Below are 18,651 nucleotides of genomic sequence, written 5' to 3'. Positions count from 1 at the left end.
TTATATCAAAAAGTTAAAATAATTTTCTGTGAATTGGCTGATTAAGTACCAATAGTTACCAAAAAAGAGTTTGAGGGAACTTCAACTAAAACTTTTTTAATCCCCCTACTATAAAAAAAAGACAACCCCCATACAGGTTAGTTGCCTTCTTTTAAAATAAGTTGCGCCACACATTCCACATGTGAGGTATGCGGAAACATATCCACCGGCTGCACTTCCTCCGTCACATACCCACCATCTTCAAGAATACGCAAATCACGAGCAAGCGTCCCTGGATTACAGGACACATACACAACACGGTTTGGTTTCATCTTTAAAATGGTGTCAAGCAGTGCTTCATCACAGCCTTTTCTTGGCGGATCGACAACTAACGTATCTGCTTTGATGCCTTCTTTGTACCAGTTTGGGATAACGGTTTCTGCTTCGCCGACTGCGAATTCGACGTTGGTGATTCCGTTTAAGGCAGCGTTGCGTTTTGCGTCTTCAATTGCTTCTGGCACAATTTCTACGCCATAGACTCTGCCTGCTTTTTGTGCGAGAAATAAGGAAATTGTACCGATTCCGCAATACGCATCGATGACGGTTTCTTCTCCTTGCAGCTCGGCATATTCAAGCGCTTTGTCGTAAAGCACCTTTGTTTGAGCTGGGTTTACTTGATAAAACGAGCGGGCTGAAATAGCAAATTTGATGTCGCCAATCGTGTCATAAATGTATTCTTCTCCCCATAAAACGGTCGTTTCGTCTCCGAAAATGACATTTGTCTTCTTTGAATTCACGTTTTGCACAATTGACCGAACGTGTGGGAAGCGTGCTATAATCTGCTCAATCACTTGTTGCTTTTGCGGAAAATCAGCCGTTCTTGTGACAAACACAACCATCATTTCACCTGTTGCAATACCGTAGCGAACCATGACATGGCGAAGCCAGCCTTTATGACGTTCTTCGTTATATGCTTTGATACCGAACGCTTGGCATATTTCTTTGACAGCTTGAACGACTTCATCGTTTTCTGATTGCTGGATCAAGCATTTTTCCATATCAATAATTTCATGGGTACGCTGCTGATAAAATCCAGCAACAAGTCCGCCTTCCCGTTCGCCAACTGGTACTTGTGCTTTGTTTCGGTAATTCCAAGGGTCTTCCATGCCGAGTACAGGATGAACTTTTACACGGCTCATATCAAGCTTGCCGATCCGCTCCAATACGTCCTTTACTTGTTTCTGTTTAAAAAGCAGCTGGCCTTCATAGCTCATGTGCTGAATTTGACAGCCTCCGCACTGCTTATAGATAGGACATGGCGCATCTTGCCTGTGCTGACTTTCCTTTGTCAGCTCCATGAGTCGTCCAAAAGCAAATCCTTTTTTGACACGTGTGACTTTGATTTTCCCTTGTTCCTCAGGAAGGGCATTCGGTACAAACACAGGGAAACCCTCAATTTTCGCTACACCTGCACCTTCGTGCGTTAAATCTTCGAAGGTTACATTGTAGTATTCATTCTTTTCAACAGGCGGTTTCATTTTCACCAATTTTATCACCTCATTTGCAAAGAAAAACTTGGTCGCCATAAGGAACCAAGTTCAGTCTTCACCCTATTTTTTCAGCTGTTGCTTTTGGCACAATAAATTCAATATGGCGATACAGGTTTTCAAATTCACCTGGCAGCATGCCGCCGTATTCACCATCTAGATTTAATTGCATTTTATCTTTTACATCTACCTTCACGCGATTCGCTTTTGCGTAGATGACATTGTTATCATGAATATGCTCGCCTCGAAGTGCAAGGCTGACCACTCGAATGGCTTCTGCTAGATTGACCTTCTTTAGAATGATCAGGTCAAACATCCCATCATCTAGAATGGAATCTGGTGCGAGCTTTTCAAAGCCGCCTACTGAGTTTGTTAGTGAAACAAGAAACAGCATGATTTCTCCATGAAACAATTTGCCGTCATATTCAATTTCGACTTCTGTCGGGCGAATGGAAGGAAGCATCTCCATGCCTTTCAAATAATACGCAAGTTGTCCTAGCATGGTTTTCAGCTTACTAGGCACTTCATAGGTCAGCTCTGTTAATCGGCCGCCTCCCGCAATATTAATGAAATACTGTCCATTCACTTTACCAATATCAAGCGGCTTTGCTACACCATCAATGATGGCATCTGTTGCTTTTAAAATATCTTCTCTTGGAATGCCAAGTGCTCTTGCGAAGTCATTGGTCGTTCCAACTGGAATGATTCCTAATTTTGGTCTTTTTTCAAGCGGTGCTAATCCATTGACGACTTCATTAATCGTACCGTCTCCACCAGCTGCTACAATTAAATCAAAATCTCTCTGTGCGGCTTTTTCGGCTGCTTGTGTTGCATCTCCTGCACATGTCGTCGCATGACAAGATGTTTCATAGCCAGCCTGTTCAAATTTTTGCAAAACCTGCGGTAAATTCTTCTTAAAGAGTTCACGTCCAGATGTCGGATTGTATATAATTCGAGCACGTTTCATTCATCATCATCCTATTATCATTATGCAATCTATTTTCACCACTAACAACCTTTAATTATACTATGAGATTTGAAAATGGCAACAGAACAACCCCCTAATATTTGAAATCTCACGGTACGTTTCCCTCAGCAGATCAGCATTCTGATAAGATAAAAGAAAACGATGAAAAGGATGGTATGCCATGAAAAAGCCTGTCTATTTCAATCATGACGGCGGTGTTGATGATCTCGTGTCCTTATTTCTGCTTCTTCAAATGGAACACCTGAAAGTGATCGGGACGTCTGTGATTCCTGCTGATTGTTATTTAGAGCCTGCGCTGAGCGCCTCTCAGAAAATTATTGATCGTTTTAGCCCATATGAGATTGAAGTAGCCGCTTCCAATTCTAGAGGTGTGAATCCATTTCCAAAGGAATGGCGTATGCATGCTTTTTATGTAGATGCCCTGCCGATTTTAAATGAAAAAGGCGCTGTTGATACAAAAGCATCTAAGCTTCCTGCACATCTTCACCTGATTGAAACAGTGAAAAAGTCAACCGAACCTGTTACGCTGCTCTTTACAGGACCGCTCACAGACCTTGCACGCGCCTTAGAAGAAGATCCTTCCATCTCAAATAAAATTGAGAAACTGGTGTGGATGGGCGGCACATTCCTTGAAAAAGGCAATGTCGAAGAACCAGAGCATGATGGAACAGCAGAATGGAATGCTTTTTGGGACCCTTATGCTGTGAGCACCGTATTTCAAGAGCGTTTTCCAATTGAAATGGTCGCACTGGAAAGCACGAATCAAGTCCCGCTCACACTCGATGTCCGTCAACGATGGGCTTCCCTTCGCTCTCACATCGGGATTGACTTTATTGGACAATGTTATGCCTTTTGTCCGCCTCTCATTCATCACGAAACGAACTCGACTTACTACTTATGGGATGTGCTGACAACCATTACTCTTGCATCCACCTCATTTACCCGTTCAAAAGAAATGAATGCAATTGTTTATACCGAATCGCCAAGACAAGGACGTACTGAAGAACATCCAGATGGAAAATCGATTCAAGTCATTGACCACGTTGATCGAGATGCCTTTTTCCAAGCCTTTGAAGAGCTAATGAGAAAAGCGGTTTGTCAGATTTCATCATAAAAAAGCCCCGCTTATTAGCGGGGCTTCCTCTTACTCTTCTTCAGCGTACTTTTTCTTACGTCTAAACTTGCTTAAGATTTCATACACGATTGGCACGATGACCAATGTGAGAAGTGTAGAACTTGTTAAACCGCCAATAACGGTGACGCCAAGTCCTTTTGATACGATCTGACTTCCGCCTTCAAAACCTAATGCGAGTGGCAGCAATGCACCAATTGTCGCAAGTGCCGTCATTAAGATTGGGCGTAATCTTGTTGTACCTGCTTCAAGTAAGGCTTCTCTTGTTGAAAGTCCTTCTTTTTCTTTATGAATCACTCGGTCAATCAAGACAATGGCATTTGTTACAACGATTCCGATCAGCATCAGCAATCCAATCATGGCATTTAAACTGATGGTTTCTTTCGCTACAAACAATCCAACGAGTGCACCAATAATCGTAAATGGAAGTGAGAACAGAATCGCAAATGGTGCAAGACCTCCGCCAAATGTAATGACGAGAACGAGGTATACAATAGCAATCGCTGCAAGCATTGCGAGTCCTAGCTGTGTAAAGGATTCCTCAATATCCGCACTTACACCGCCTGTATCAATCGTAACGCCAGATTTTAAATCAAGCTTGTCAACTTTCTTCTGGACATCTTGTGTCACACTTGATACGTCGTCTGTTGTCATGTCACCAGATACTTCAGCGTAAATCTTCCCATCACGCTTTGTCACAGTGTTTGCTGTTGTGCCATCTTTCACTTTCACCACATCGCCAATTCGGACTTGTTGTCCTGTTGGTGTTGTGATCTTTTTATTCTCTAGATCTTTTTTACTCTTGTATTCATCTTTTTCCGTTTGAAGCTTCACATCTAGTTCTTTGCCGTCCTCTGTTACTTTCGTCAACGTTGTTTCATTACTTTGAGGAGCGATCGCCTGTGCGATTTGTGAAGCGGTCAAGCCTAGTTTCGCCAGTTTTTCTTGATCTGCATTAAACGTATATTCGTCATACTTCTCAGATAAACTTGTGCTGACGTTTTTCAAGTTCTTCTCATCTTTTAAAATGTTCTCGACATCTTTGACTGTGCCTTCAATATCACTTGCTTTGTCACCGTACACATAGTACGTCACTGTATTGCTTGCGCCAGCAGATGAGAAGTCTTGTGATTTCCATTCCCCTTTAGACGTTTTGTCTTGAAGGGCTTTAACCACACGATCTTTTTCTTTATCAAAGTTCGGTGTGTCCTCGTCGTATTGTACGAAGAATAATGCACCGTTAGAGTTTCCACCAACACTTGCTGTCAGTGCATTTGAAGAGCCTAATGAATATTGAACCGTATTGACATGATCCCGTTTCATTAAGTAATCTTCTGCCTTTTTCGTTTCAGCAATGGCTTGTTCTCTCGTTTGTCCAGGCTCTGGCGTGTATGTCACCATTGCCGTTTTTTCTGCTTCCTGTGGTAAGAAGCTGACACCGACAAGTGGTGCGAGGAATAAGCTTCCGACCAGCATCAAAATCGCAATTCCTGACGTGATCCATTTATGGTTCAATGTCCAATTGAGTACACGTCTATAACCACCAGCAAGTTTGCTTGGTTTGTGTTCTTTTACCTTTTTCGCTTTGCCGTACAGGTTCTTTTTAAACAGGCTGTGAGCCATCATTGGAACGATTGTAATGGCGACAAGTAATGAAGCCATTAGAGCAAACACAATGGTTAATGCAAATGGGATGAATAGTTCACCAATCATTCCACCCACTAGCGCTAATGGCAAGAATACCGCAATTGTGACAATCGTCGAAGACATAATCGGAATAAACATTTCTTTTGTTGCTTCTCTAACGAGTGCTTTGCCTTTTAACGGTTCATCTTTTAACGCCATTCGTCGATAGATGTTTTCTATGACGACAATCGAGTCATCGACAACACGTCCAATGGCGACTGTCATGGCACCAAGTGTCATGATATTTAATGTGATATCTAGCTGATTTAATAATAAAACAGCAATCAACAGGGATAACGGAATAGAGATGACCGAAATTAATGTTGATTTGATATCTCGAAGGAACAACATGATGATAATGATCGCAAAGATTGCTCCGATGATCGCCTTGTTCAGCATTGTGCTGACAGATTCTTTAATCGGCTCTGCTTGATCATATGTCGTGCTGACTTTGATTCCTTTATTGTCTTTTTTGAATGTTTCAAGTTCTTTTGTGACTGCTTCTGCTACACTCACTGTGTTGGCATCAGAGCCTTTGACAATTTGCAGACCGATACTGTCTTTTCCGTTCGTTCTAGAAATCGATTCTGCATCTTTCACGACTTTAATATCTGCAATCTCAGAAAGTTTGATCGTCGGTAGCTCTACCGATTGACCGCTTGCTGCACCTGCACCAGTTTGCTGCTGAGCTGCTGCCTGCTGCTGACTTGCACTACCAGCCTGTTGATCAGCACCTTGAGCTCCTGCATTTCCTGAGCCGCTAGAAGGCGCTCCAGCTCCTGCGCTTCCCGCACCGCCGCTTGCACTTGGTGTAACAGGAATTCGCATGTTTTTCAAATCTTTAACACTTAAAATATTGCCATCCACTACGACTGATTTTTGCTTGTTGCCAAATGTGTATAACCCTAAAGGTACATTGACATCAGAGCCTTTGATCATGTTTTGGACAGTTTCTTCATCTAAACCATATTCCTTTAATTTCTTTTGTTTAAAAGAAAATTCTACTTCTTTGATTTGTTGTCCAGAAGCTTCGACAGAAGAGACACCATCTAAACCTTGAAGAGAAGGAATAAGGTCATTTTCCACTTTTTGTGTCAGGTCTTGTAATGATTCTTTATCACCGGAGACACTAAGAGCTAAGATTGGAATCGCATTGATGCTAAAACGTGCGATTTTTGGTTTTTCTGCATTTTCTGGAAAATTGATATTGCTAATGGCATCTTCAATTTCCTTCTTTGCTTCATCCATATCTTTATTGTAATCGTACTCGATTTGAATCGATGAGGCATTTTCAAAAGAATTAGAAGTGACCACATTCACCCCATTGAGATTTTGTATCGACTTCTCAATTGGATCTGTCACCTTATCTGATACTTCGTCCGGCGTTGCGCCAGGATACGTTGTAGAAACCGTAATGACTGGAGTGTTGATATTCGGGATTGATTCTTGTTTCATATTCAATCCGGCATATAGACCAGCAACTGTTACGATAATCGTCATGAGCCATACAGCGAACTTGTTCTTTAATACAAAATTGATGATCGAATTCATTATGTCCTCCATTTTCCTTTATGTATTGACTGACTGGTCATTCTATATCATAATAAACGGTGATATACAATGCCGTCAACCATTTCACTTGCGTTTGACGTAACATTCTAAAGCTGAAGGGGCCTTATTTCATGAACGAAAAAAAAGAAAAAATCATTAAAGCAAGCATTCAGTTGTTTGCGAAAAAAGGTTTTTCTTCTACGACCATTCAGGAAATTGCAGATGAATGCGGAATTTCTAAAGGTGCATTTTATTTGCATTTCAAATCAAAAGAACAGCTTTTCAACAGAGCGTTTGAATATTATATCGACACGTCTATGCAAAGTATTGAAAAGATTCGAAAAGAAAATCAACATCTTGCGCCTAGAGATATCTTTCAGAAACAAATCGCTGAACAGTTCCAGCACTTTGCTGAGAACAAGGATTTTATCATTTTGATCCTCAGCGAGAACATTATTCCGGAAAACCAGCAAATTAAAAAGTATTCCAAAACGGTTAAAAAACAGATGAATGATGAAATCCAAATTTCTATTTTGACCACGTATGGACAGGAGATCGAACCATATATAACTGACCTGTCAGTCATGATTCAAGGAATTATCCAATCTTATGTGCAGGTACTGCTTTTGCAAGATCAGATGCAATTATCATGTGATGAGCTCTCATCCTTTATTCTCGACCGATTTGATGATTTGGTGCATGGGCTTCTCCGTTCTCATGCGAAGCCGATTCTAAAGCAAAACATTTGGGATGATGAAGCGCCAAATGCCGCTACTCTTCAAGAAGAGCTTCGATTGTTAAAATCTGAGCATCTGCTTTCGGATGATACCCTTGTATCCATTGAAGTTATTGAAGAAGAATTGGCCAAAGATGAGCCTCGCAAGCCGGTCATTCAAGGGATGCTGACAAATTTAGAAACGTGTGAGGACTCCGCTGTCCAAAGAGCTGTGGAACAATTGAAGCTATTCCTCCAATGACAATACGTGGCGATGTTCACTTTAGTTCACCTTTATCCCCTTCGAATATGCGCTAAAGCTTATGCTTCATTATAAAAAAAGAACCAATGAATTGATATACGGCGGTGGTCTGAATCTGTGATAAGACCCTGTCATATCCATCAACAAAAAAACCGCCTCTTCCATGAGGCGGTTTTTGCAATTTATCGTTTTTTGATTTCTTCGAGAAGAATCTTGTTGACCATCGGCGGGTTTGCTTGGCCCTTCGATGCTTTCATGATTTGTCCGACTAAGAAACCAATTGCGCGGTCTTTTCCATTTTTGAAGTCTTCAATGGATTGCGGGTTGTTATCAAGAGCTTCTGTGACAAGTTTGAGCAGTGCACCTTCGTCAGAAATTTGGACAAGTCCTTTTTCTTTGACGATTGTTTCTGCGTCGCCCCCATTTTCAATAAGTTCTTTGAATACCTTTTTGGCAATCTTAGAAGAAATCGTTCCTTTTTCGATAAGCTTGATCATGCCAGCCAGTCCTTGCGGCGTTAGCTTCGTATCTTCCAGCTCTTTTTGAGCCGAGTTCAAGTAGGCAGATACTTCACCCATGAGCCAGTTTGATGCTTGCTTCGCTTCAGCACCTTCTGAAATGGTCGCTTCAAAGAAATCAGACATTTCTTTTGTCAGCGTCAGTACCATTGCGTCATATGCAGGAAGTCCAAGTTCATCAATGTAGCGTTTGCGGCGCTCGTCTGGAAGCTCTGGAATGGATGCTCTTACGCGTTCTTTCCACTCGTCATCAATATACAGCTCCACTAAATCTGGTTCCGGGAAGTAGCGGTAATCATCAGAACCTTCTTTGACACGCATGAGGATCGTCTTTTTAGACGCTTCGTCATAGCGACGAGTTTCTTGTTCGATCAAGCCGCCAGAAAGCAATACTTGCTCTTGGCGTTTTTCTTCGAACTCAAGACCTTTTTGGACGAAAGCAAATGAGTTTAAGTTCTTCAGCTCTGTTTTCGTTCCAAACTCTTCACGGCCGATCGGACGAAGAGAAATGTTGGCATCACAGCGCAGTGAGCCTTCTTCCATCTTACAGTCAGAGACGCCTGTATATTGAATAATAGATTTTAATTTTTCTAAGTAAGCATACGCTTCTTCTGGCGTACGAATGTCTGGCTCAGATACGATTTCAACAAGCGGTGTTCCTTGACGGTTGAAATCGACGAGTGAATAACCGTCGCCTGTGTGCGTCAGTTTTCCTGCATCCTCTTCCAAATGAAGACGTGTAATACCAATTCGTTTTGTTTTGCCGTCTACTTCAATTTCAATCCAGCCGTTTTCACCGATCGGTTTATCAAATTGAGAAATTTGATACGCCTTTGGGTTATCAGGATAGAAATAGTTTTTACGGTCAAATTTTGTATCAGTTGCAATCTCACAGTTCAGTGCCATTGCTGCTTTCATCGCAAAGTTCACCGCTTCTTTGTTCAGCACAGGCAGTACGCCAGGATAACCAAGATCGATGACACTTGTTTGCGTATTGGCAGCCGCACCAAAAGGCGTCGGTGAGCTTGAGAAAATTTTTGATTGTGTTTTGAGCTCTACGTGGACTTCAAGTCCAATTACCGTTTCAAAGTTCATTCTGATTCACCCCTTACAGTTCAGGTTTTGCTTTATGATGATCTGTTGCTTGTTCGAAAGCGTGAGCCACGCGGTAAACCGTTCCTTCATCAAAGTGTTTACCAATGATTTGTAGTCCTAATGGAAGACCATTTGCAAATCCACAAGGCACACTGATTCCTGGAACGCCTGCAAGGTTAACAGGGATCGTTAAAATATCGTTTGCATACATTGTGAGTGGATCGCTTGTCTTTTCACCAATGTTAAATGCCGGAGTCGGTGTTGTTGGTCCTACAATGACATCATACTTTTCAAAAACATCTTCAAAGTCTTTTTTGATCAGCGTACGGACTTTTTGCGCTTTTTTATAGTATGCATCGTAATATCCTGAGCTTAGAGCGAATGTGCCAAGCATGATGCGGCGTTTCACTTCGTCTCCAAAGCCTTCAGAACGGGTATTTTTATATAAATCAATCAGGTTGTCTGCATTGTCTGTACGGTAGCCATAGCGAATACCGTCAAAACGCGCAAGGTTTGCAGATGCTTCTGAAGATGACAGTAAGTAGTAAGTCGCAAGCGCATATTTAGAATGCGGAAGAGACACTTCTTCCCATGTCGCACCAAGTCCTTCTAATACTTTCAACGCTTGAAGAACAGACTCTTTTGCTTCTTCGCCAACACCTTCGCCAAGATATTCTTTTGGCACAGCAATTTTCAAGCCTTTGATGTCGCCAGTTAATGAAGAAAGAAAATCTGGGACATCGACATTTGCACTCGTTGCGTCCATTTGATCAACACCAGAAATCGCTTGAAGAACATATGCATTGTCCTCAACATTACGCGTAATCGGCCCAATTTGATCTAATGATGAAGCAAATGCGATTAAACCGTATCTAGATACACGGCCATACGTTGGTTTAAGACCAACAACACCACAGAATGATGCCGGCTGGCGAATGGAGCCGCCTGTATCTGATCCAAGAGAGAATGGTACTTCTCCAGCTGCAACAGATGCTGCTGAGCCACCACTTGACCCACCTGGAACTGTATTTAAATTCCACGGGTTCTTCGTTGCTTTGAAGCCTGAGTTCTCCGTAGAAGATCCCATCGCAAATTCGTCCATGTTTAATTTACCGATTGTGACAGCTTCCGCTTCTCTTAAGCGGTTCACAACGGTTGCATCGTAAATAGGATCGAAGTTTTGCAAGATTTTACTTGATGCCGTTGTACGTAAATCTTTCGTCACGATGTTATCTTTGACACCGATCGGCATACCGAACAATAGACCAAGCTCGTCCTTTTCACCAACGGCCTCGTCCAATTCTTTTGCGTACGCACGTGCTTTCTCTTCGTCCAGCGCTAGGAATGCTTGTACTTTCCCGTCTACTTCATGGATTCGTTTATAAGACTCGTCCACTAAATCAGAAACAGACAGTTCCTTTTTATGTAAAAGCTCTTTTAATTCAGAAATTTTGTGGTCAAACAGTGACATGCCTCAGGCCTCCTTTAGTCCAAAATTGATGGCACACGAATATAGCCGTCTTTATGATCAGGCGCGTTTTTGATGACTGCCTCAATGGAAAGACCTTTATTCGGAACATCTTCTCTCATGACGTTTTTCATTTTTAATACGTGTGTTGTTGGTTCAACGTTTTCCGTATCTACCTCGTTTAACTGCTCTGCAAATGAAATGATGCTATCAAGCTGTTCTGTAAACATCTCAGCTTCTTCTTCTGTAATCGCAAGCCGTGCCAAATGCGCAACATGCTTTACTTCTTCTATTGAAATTCTTGACATGCAGGTTCACCTCCAAAAATGATACGTGTTCGTGGTCATGATCATAAGTCATATACACTTTATCATATCAAATTTTACTGTTCTAAAGCAACTTTACGAGGTCGCCTAGAAAGGCTTTATCCCCTAATATGTCATTGTGGTGCAGCCAGTGTCTAAAATATTCATCGAGGTACCTTTTTATTTTTCAGAAAATTTTTACTTTAGTTTATTTTTGTAAACGCATACATATAGACGCTTATCACCGATCCGTGCATTTTTTCTTAAAGATAAAGATGTTTAAGAAGGTTGATCACTTGGGAATACTCTGATAGGTTAAGTAACCATAGCAGTGAGCAGACAGTTCAATAGGCTGTTCTTTGTATATTTTGATTGAGGTGATGTCAAATTAATACGAAAAAGGTGATATGGAAACATGAGTATTGAGATTGTAATTTCTCTATCTATTTATTTTATTGGAATGCTTGCCATTGGCTGGTATGCATTCAGAAAAACAAACGACTTGAATGATTATATGTTAGGCGGACGCGGGTTAGGTCCTTATGTAACGGCTCTATCTGCTGGTGCAGCTGATATGAGTGGGTGGATGCTGATGGGGCTTCCAGGCGCTATGTATACAACCGGTCTTTCATCTGGATGGCTTGCTGTTGGTTTAATTAGTGGGGCTTACTTAAACTATCTATTCCTAGCGCCACGATTGAGATCGTATACAGAAGTTGCTGATGATGCGATTACCATTCCAGACTTTTTTGACAAACGGTTTAAAGACTCATCTACTTTATTGAAAGCTGTCTCAGCTGTCATCATTATGATTTTCTTTACGCTTTACACCTCATCAGGTATGGTATCAGGCGGACGCTTATTTGAATCAGCGTTTGGTGCTCATTATATGTTTGGTTTAATCTTAACTTCTAGTATCGTGATTTTGTACACACTATTCGGCGGCTTTTTGGCAGTTAGTTTAACTGATTTTGTTCAAGGAGCTATTATGTTTTTAGCATTAGTGCTCGTGCCGATCGTTGCCTTTACTCAATTAGGTGGACCTGTTGCCACATTTAATGATATTCAACAGATTGACCCTAAATTGCTTGATATTTTTAGAGGAACGAGCGTCATTGGCATTATTTCCTTCCTCGCTTGGGGACTCGGTTACTTTGGACAGCCGCACATTATTGTTCGCTTTATGGCGATTACGACTGTAAAAGATTTAAAGCCAGCACGTCGTATCGGTATGAGCTGGATGATTGTGTCTGTCATTGGTTCACTATCTGTCGGTTTAGTCGGCGTGGCGTATGTTCATGAAACAAGCACCACTTTGGCAGACCCAGAAACCATCTTTATTGTGTTTTCTAAAGTGTTATTCCATCCATATATTACTGGATTTTTACTTTCTGCCATTTTAGCTGCAATTATGAGTTCAATTTCTTCTCAGCTGCTTGTCACTGCAAGTGCGATGACAGAGGATTTATACCGTACATTCTTTAGAAGAAAAGCCTCTGACAAAGAACTTGTGATGATTGGACGTATCTCTGTACTAGTCGTAGCGATTGTTGCCATTTGTCTCTCTCTAAACCCAAGTGATACTATTCTTGACCTTGTCGGTTATGCTTGGGCTGGATTTGGATCTTCATTCGGTCCAGTCATCTTGTTATGTCTATACTGGAAACGAATGAATCATCATGGCGCTTTAGCCGGAATGATTGTTGGGGCTGTTGTCGTTCTCGTTTGGATTTCAACAGGCTTAAACAACACGACTGGATTGTACGAAATGGTTCCTGGATTTATTTTAAGTGGTTTGACTGCTATTATTGTCAGCCTCTTAACAAATAAACCGTCTAAAGCTTCTAAAAAGCTATTTAGCAAAATGGAAGACCATCTCGAAGAAGAAACAAAATAACTAGACATGAGGAGTCATCTGCATTATGCGGATGACTCTCTTTATTTTTAAATAAAATGCTTTTCTTTCTCCCGTTTCTGAATAAAATAGAAGTTGTGCAGCCATATGGGCTGTGAGAAGATCATATACATGATGTGAAACGTACATGAAGTGAAAGGAGCGATACGCATGTTTTGGACAATTGAATGGGATACGGTCTTAAAATTAGCCGTTGCCACCTTAATCGGTTTGATCATCGGTCTTGAACGCGAACTTAAGAAAAAGCCGCTTGGGCTGAAAACGTGTATTGTCATTGCTGTCAGCTCCTGCGTATTAACCATCATCAGCATTGATGCAGCCTACAATTTCCCTCGAGTCTCTAAGCTTCAAATGGACCCACTCAGGTTACCGGCGCAAATTATATCTGGTGTTGGTTTTATTGGAGCAGGTGTGATTCTTCGCAAAAGCAATGACGTCATCTCAGGTCTTACGACATCTGCGATGATTTGGGGAGCAGCAGGACTTGGGGTTGCAACAGGTGCAGGTTTTTATAAAGAAGCCTTCCTCAGTCTTTTCTTTATTCTTGTCAGTGTGGAATTTTTACCTTGGCTCTTCCAGCGGATTGGACCCATTCGCTTACAGGAAAAAGAAATCCGCATCAGAATGTCACTTTCTGATCGAAACCGCATGACAGAGATTTTAAAAGAAATGAAAGCACTCAATATTCGTATTCATTCTGTACGTATTGATGATTTAAAGGAAAAGGACTATCCGATCATGGAAGTACGTGTTCGCGTACATAAAGACCGCTATACAACCGATGTGTACTTTGATATTAAAGATTTAGAAGGCGTTGTTGGTGTGAAGTGTGATACGGTTTAGGATAAAAAGCCCCTTGCTATGTGAAACAGCAAGGGGCTTTCTATTTATGTTGTTAGCTGATGAAAGTCAAAAGGCGTAATTGGGGTTTTGTCCTCAATCTCCTTTCGAAAACGCGCCAGCATGGCACTTTCGTCAGCGCTTAGTGTTTGGAGATCAAATGCTTGATGTAAAAGCCCATAAATAAGCATATGACGCAGCATCAGGAAATCTGGTATTGTCGCCAGCCATGCGTCATCAAGCTCATTCTCCTGTCGATAGCCTTTGAGAAAATGGCTCATAAATTCACCCGTAAATTCAGCTTTATCCTCATACGGAATCACCGGATACCAAAGAACGTTGTATAGCAAAATGCTTATATCATTGATAAACCAGTGATACCCACAATCATCAAAATCAAATGCAATGATTTCTCCCTGATGATAATGGAAGTTCCCGTGATGTAAATCCGCATGCACCAGTCCATAGACATCCTTGGATATTCGGAGCTGGTGAAGCTTTTGCATCAGTTCATCTTTTCTCTGCAACACAACCGTTTGATCAGAAGGAATATACGTTTCAAGCTTTAATTGCTCCTCCTCATACCACTCTTGACGCTTATAGCGAGGATCTTTCACTTGATATTGTTTAGTCGTTTGATGCATACGCCCAGTATAGGCTCCTAACGCTTGAAACAACTGTCCATTCCAATCTGCTTCGGTCACTTTTCTGCCGGGCGCCTTTTCGTACACTCTCAGCAAAAAAGCGCCTCCTGCTTGATCGGGAATCGCTTCAACATCTTTTCCTCTTGCGGATAAAACCGGTTTAGCTACTGAGATTCCATGTTGAGATAAATACCGAATCCAGTCCATTTCTCCTAGAATATATGTGCGGGAGCGGCGAATGGTATGGGTAATTTTCAATATATAACTCGACCCTTTTTCATCCGTATATTCATACACATAATTTTCTGCATCGGCTAGAAATGTGACCTGTTCTGGCTGAAAATGATAGAGTAGAGCCGCTTTCTTTAAGACCATTTGTTCATCGTATCGTGCTTTTACTTCTTTATGCATGCTGATTCTCCTTTTATCGTCTTTTTACTTATACATGACGGTAATCAGCATTTATACGAGCATCAACATACCTGCCTTTCCTTTTGGTTTCTTCACATACTTTGACAAAAGTTGAAAAATTCCTCTAATTAGAAATAAAAAACCGCCAAAAGGCGGTTTTCAGATGGTTGACAAAGGGCGAAATTGAACTTGATTTTAGCCCTTTGTCTTCTTTTCAGCGTGATAGAAAACCTTTGAAGTCTAGGAAGGACGAGTACTGGCGCGGAGCGAATTTCACATTCGTGAGCACCAGCACGCAGGACTGACAAAGAATGCGAGGGTTTGTCTACACGCTAAAAACCGCCAAAAGGCGGTTTTTATTTAGTCATATATATGGACCGTTGGTTCTTTGTCTTCAGCATTTTTTGTGATGAGGGCTTCTTGCTGATCAGAAGAGGTGATGTTGATTTCTATATTGGTGCTCTTATAGTAATCCATGACTTCACCTGTTAAGTATTGCGTGAATGCCACGACTTCTGTTTTTCCGTAGAATTGCATTGGAATTTCTACTTTCATTTTTTGCAAGTTCCCGTTTTTATAGAAACCTTTGCCTACCACACCTGTGTAATTCGGGAAGTAGTCTTCTACCTTTGTCTTGAAGCGGTCAAATCGCTCTGAATCATCTTTGTAGCTGCTCTTGGCATTATCAGAAGGGAAGAAGACATTCTCTTCTTTAATCGTATCCCAACTGCCAATATCAGCTGATCCTGCTTTTACATCGGTTTTAGCGATGAAGTTTCCTGGAACAATAGACGATTTTGGTGCTTGTTTATAAAGAGCAATCATGACTGGGACTTTTTGCAGTCCGTCCATTTGACGAAGGCGTTTAATGACTTGTTCCGCAATTTTTTCGCCCTCTGCTAAAAGTTTCTTTGAATTTTTCGATGAATCGATGGTCACCTCTTGCTGAGGATCCCCGATATTTTCGCGATAATAATAGACAGAGTTAAGCGCAAGACCGATGACAACCCCGCCAAGCTGTAAGCTATTTTTATCTTTTCTGATTAAGTAATTATGTTCTAGCATGGAAGCTAAGTAGATTGGACTATTTTCATTTTTTGACTTTGTTGAACCTGAGTTTGGAAGAGCAGGGTTTAAACCTAAGTTCTTAAAGTCTTTGTCTTCTTTTTCAGCTTTTTTCAGATCACTGCCTGTTTTTTTACGGGCAAGCCAGCTGAGAACAGTATCTTCATCTAAATGCTGTCCTTCTTGGAACAGATAGTCGTTTGTATTGAATGATTCTGTTGCCAGGCGCATGAGTCCTGTTTCAAATTCATCAATGTCTAAGCGTGTATTGAGACGCTCTGCTGTTAGTCCTCTTGCCGCTCCTTGTTTAAACGGCAGCACCATTTTGTAATAGGAATCAGAGATGTTGTACATTGGGATGATCGCTGTTTCTTTCGTTTCATCCGTTTTTTGTGTGACCTCTTCCTCATCCTTTCCCCCAAAAGGTGCACACGCTGACAATACCAGTGTGAGCATTGTCAGCAGCAATAGCAACTTTTTCAATAGAAAACACTCCTCTTATTTCTTTAGCTCCTCGAGCATTTTGGCTTCGTCCCAAATTTCAATATTGAGTTCTTCTGCCTTTGTCAGCTTACTTCCAGCTGCTTCGCCGGCAATGACTAAGTCTGTTTTTTTACTTACGCTACCTGCTAACTTGCCACCTAATGCTTCGATCGCTGCCTTTGCATCATTACGAGACATTTCTTCTAATTTCCCCGTCAGCACAATCGTTTTTCCTGCAAAGTAGGAATCACTTTCTTCTACTTTCACCGGTTTTGGCCCTGTGTAGGTCATATTGACCCCAAGTTCTTTTAGTTCATTTAGCAGATCTAGTATTTCTTCTTTCTCAAAGTACGTGACAACTGCATCGGCCATTTTTTCACCAATTTCATCTACTTCAAGTAATTGTTCTTTCGTTGCTTGTTTTAACTGATCGATATCCTCAAAGTGCATGGCCAACGTCTTCGCTGCTTTAGAACCAATAAATCGAATACCAAGTCCAAATAATAAACGTTCAAGAGAGTTTTTTTTCGATTGCTCGATCGAACGTAGTAAGTTATCGACAGATTTTTCGCCCATTCGTTCTAGCTGAATCAACTCTTCTTTTGTTAAACGGTAAAGGTCTGATACACGAGAGACAAGCTGTTCTTTGAAAAGTTGTGTAATGACTCGCTCGCCTAGCCCATCAATATTCATCGCATTACGAGACACAAAGTGAATGAGTCCTTCACGTATTTGAGCGGGGCATTGTGGATTGATGCACCGAAGCGCCACTTCTCCTTCAATTCTGACCAGCTCACTATGACACTCTGGACATTCAGTCGGCATGTGAAACGGCTTTTCTTCTCCTGTTCGCTGATCAACAAGGACCCCTGCAACCTCTGGGATAATATCGCCCGCTTTTTTGACAATCACTTGATCAAAAAGGCGGATATCCTTCTCTTTGATCAAATCTTCATTATGAAGAGAAGCACGCTGCACTGTCGTCCCTGCCACTTTTACAGGCTCAAGAATCGCTGTTGGGGTGATGACGCCAGTACGCCCCACACTTAGTTCAATATCAATCAGCTTCGTCACGACTTCTTCGGCCGGAAATTTGTACGCAACAGCCCAGCGTGGACTTTTTGCTGTGAAGCCTAGTTCTTCTTGCTGAGCCAATGAATTGACTTTAATGACAATGCCATCGATTTCGTATGAGAAATCAGCACGCTTTGTTTTCAGTGTTTCAATGAGGTCGATCACTTCTTCAATGGTTTGGCACATCCGTCTTTCTTTGTTCGTTTTAAAACCAAGCTCATCGAGAAGATCAAGTCCTGCGCTTTGCGTTTCAACACCAATTTCATCAAGCTCCGCTATACTGTAGACGAAGATATCAAGGTTTCGTTTCGCTGCAATTTTCGTATCAAGCTGACGAAGTGAGCCAGCAGCCGCATTACGCGGGTTCGCAAACGGCTCTTCTTCGTTTTGTAATCTTTTTTCGTTTAGGGCTTCAAAAGAAGGTTTTGGCATAAATGCCTCGCCTCTCACTTCAATCGACAGAGGCCGATTGATTTTGAGCGGGATGGAACGAATGGTTTTGAGGTTCTCGGTAATATCTTCACCTGTTGTCCCATCACCCCGCGTGGCACCCCGGACAAACACGCCATTTTCATAACGGAGAGAAACAGCGAGTCCGTCAATTTTCAGCTCGACATTGTAAGCGACGTCGTCACCGACTGCCTGACGAACCCGGCGGTCAAAATCAAGAAGGTCCTGTTCATGAAACGCATTGCCGAGACTGAGCATCGGTGTACCGTGACGTACTTTTTGGAAGGCGTCTAAAACAGCACCTCCTACTCTTTGCGAGGGTGAATCCGCTGCTTTTAAATCAGGGTATTCTTCCTCTAGAGAAATCAGCTCACGCATCCGCGCATCATATTCAGCGTCAGGAACACTTGGACGATCCAGTGTGTGATATTCGTAGTTGTATTGATTCAAAATCTGGTGTAGTTCCTCGATCCGGCGTTTCGCTGCTTCTTTATCCATCTGCTTCTTCCTTTCACTTCATCCG

13 protein-coding genes are annotated in these 18,651 nt (G+C 41.8%); 4 read left to right on the top strand and 9 right to left on the bottom strand.

Annotation, left to right across the window (positions count from 1 at the left end):
• Positions 1–137 precede the first annotated feature (137 nt).
• Together rlmD and NSQ70_RS03490 are read right to left on the bottom strand one after the other, a co-directional pair.
• Positions 138–1,523, bottom strand: a complete 1,386-nt coding sequence (rlmD, locus tag NSQ70_RS03495; protein WP_342502451.1) for a 23S rRNA (uracil(1939)-C(5))-methyltransferase RlmD — start codon at positions 1,521–1,523, stop codon at positions 138–140.
• Positions 1,524–1,584: 61 nt separating this feature from the next.
• Entirely contained in the window at positions 1,585–2,493 is a 909-nt protein-coding gene (locus NSQ70_RS03490; protein WP_007496845.1) for a diacylglycerol kinase, read from the bottom strand.
• A gap of 181 nt (positions 2,494–2,674) precedes the next feature.
• Here NSQ70_RS03490 and NSQ70_RS03485 point away from each other — a divergent pair, with 181 nt between their 5' ends.
• Positions 2,675–3,628: a nucleoside hydrolase gene (locus tag NSQ70_RS03485; protein ID WP_342502450.1), complete on the top strand. Its 954-nt coding sequence runs from the start codon at positions 2,675–2,677 to the stop codon at positions 3,626–3,628.
• Positions 3,629–3,658: 30 nt separating this feature from the next.
• On the opposite strand, the gene NSQ70_RS03480 is transcribed toward NSQ70_RS03485, so the two are convergent.
• Positions 3,659–6,883, bottom strand: a complete 3,225-nt coding sequence (locus NSQ70_RS03480; protein WP_061418256.1) for an efflux RND transporter permease subunit — start codon at positions 6,881–6,883, stop codon at positions 3,659–3,661.
• 131 nt (positions 6,884–7,014) lie between these two features.
• Between NSQ70_RS03480 and NSQ70_RS03475 the strand changes: the two genes are divergently transcribed.
• Entirely contained in the window at positions 7,015–7,860 is an 846-nt protein-coding gene (locus NSQ70_RS03475; RefSeq protein WP_017359798.1) for a TetR/AcrR family transcriptional regulator, read from the top strand.
• 182 nt (positions 7,861–8,042) lie between these two features.
• On the opposite strand, the gene gatB is transcribed toward NSQ70_RS03475, so the two are convergent.
• The 3 genes from gatB to gatC are packed head-to-tail and all read right to left on the bottom strand — an operon-like array spanning position 8,043 to position 11,249.
• Complete coding sequence (gene gatB, locus NSQ70_RS03470; protein WP_007496855.1) at positions 8,043–9,473, bottom strand: Asp-tRNA(Asn)/Glu-tRNA(Gln) amidotransferase subunit GatB; 1,431 nt, start codon at positions 9,471–9,473, stop codon at positions 8,043–8,045.
• 13 nt (positions 9,474–9,486) lie between these two features.
• Complete coding sequence (gatA, locus tag NSQ70_RS03465) at positions 9,487–10,944, bottom strand: Asp-tRNA(Asn)/Glu-tRNA(Gln) amidotransferase subunit GatA (RefSeq protein ID WP_007496857.1); 1,458 nt, start codon at positions 10,942–10,944, stop codon at positions 9,487–9,489.
• Between the two features lie 14 nt (positions 10,945–10,958).
• Positions 10,959–11,249, bottom strand: a complete 291-nt coding sequence (gene gatC / locus NSQ70_RS03460; RefSeq protein WP_003213898.1) for an Asp-tRNA(Asn)/Glu-tRNA(Gln) amidotransferase subunit GatC — start codon at positions 11,247–11,249, stop codon at positions 10,959–10,961.
• 412 nt (positions 11,250–11,661) lie between these two features.
• Here gatC and putP point away from each other — a divergent pair, with 412 nt between their 5' ends.
• Both putP and NSQ70_RS03450 read left to right on the top strand, forming a co-directional pair.
• Positions 11,662–13,143, top strand: coding sequence for a sodium/proline symporter PutP (gene putP, locus NSQ70_RS03455; protein WP_061418249.1), 1,482 nt, complete (start codon positions 11,662–11,664; stop codon positions 13,141–13,143).
• Between the two features lie 162 nt (positions 13,144–13,305).
• Complete coding sequence (locus NSQ70_RS03450; protein ID WP_169476135.1) at positions 13,306–14,004, top strand: MgtC/SapB family protein; 699 nt, start codon at positions 13,306–13,308, stop codon at positions 14,002–14,004.
• 44 nt (positions 14,005–14,048) lie between these two features.
• Here NSQ70_RS03450 and NSQ70_RS03445 read toward each other — a convergent pair whose 3' ends face one another.
• The 3 genes from NSQ70_RS03445 to ligA all read right to left on the bottom strand — a co-directional run bounded on the left by NSQ70_RS03445 (position 14,049) and on the right by ligA (position 18,626).
• The gene (locus NSQ70_RS03445; protein ID WP_255836114.1) at positions 14,049–15,056 is read right to left on the bottom strand and encodes a phosphotransferase; all 1,008 of its coding nucleotides are present in this window, start codon (positions 15,054–15,056) and stop codon (positions 14,049–14,051) included.
• A 360-nt stretch (positions 15,057–15,416) separates the two neighbouring features.
• Complete coding sequence (locus tag NSQ70_RS03440; protein WP_223255677.1) at positions 15,417–16,577, bottom strand: CamS family sex pheromone protein; 1,161 nt, start codon at positions 16,575–16,577, stop codon at positions 15,417–15,419.
• Between the two features lie 42 nt (positions 16,578–16,619).
• Positions 16,620–18,626 (bottom strand): NAD-dependent DNA ligase LigA, encoded by a 2,007-nt coding sequence (gene ligA / locus NSQ70_RS03435; protein WP_327872509.1) that lies wholly within the window; start codon positions 18,624–18,626, stop codon positions 16,620–16,622.
• Between the last annotated feature and the right edge of the window lie 25 nt (positions 18,627–18,651).

This window comes from Bacillus sp. FSL R5-0397 (assembly GCF_038593395.1).
Lineage (GTDB): Bacteria > Bacillota > Bacilli > Bacillales > Bacillaceae > Bacillus > Bacillus altitudinis.
The sequence above is the reverse complement of the archived record's forward strand: the minus strand, read 5'-3'. Positions and strand labels throughout refer to the sequence as shown.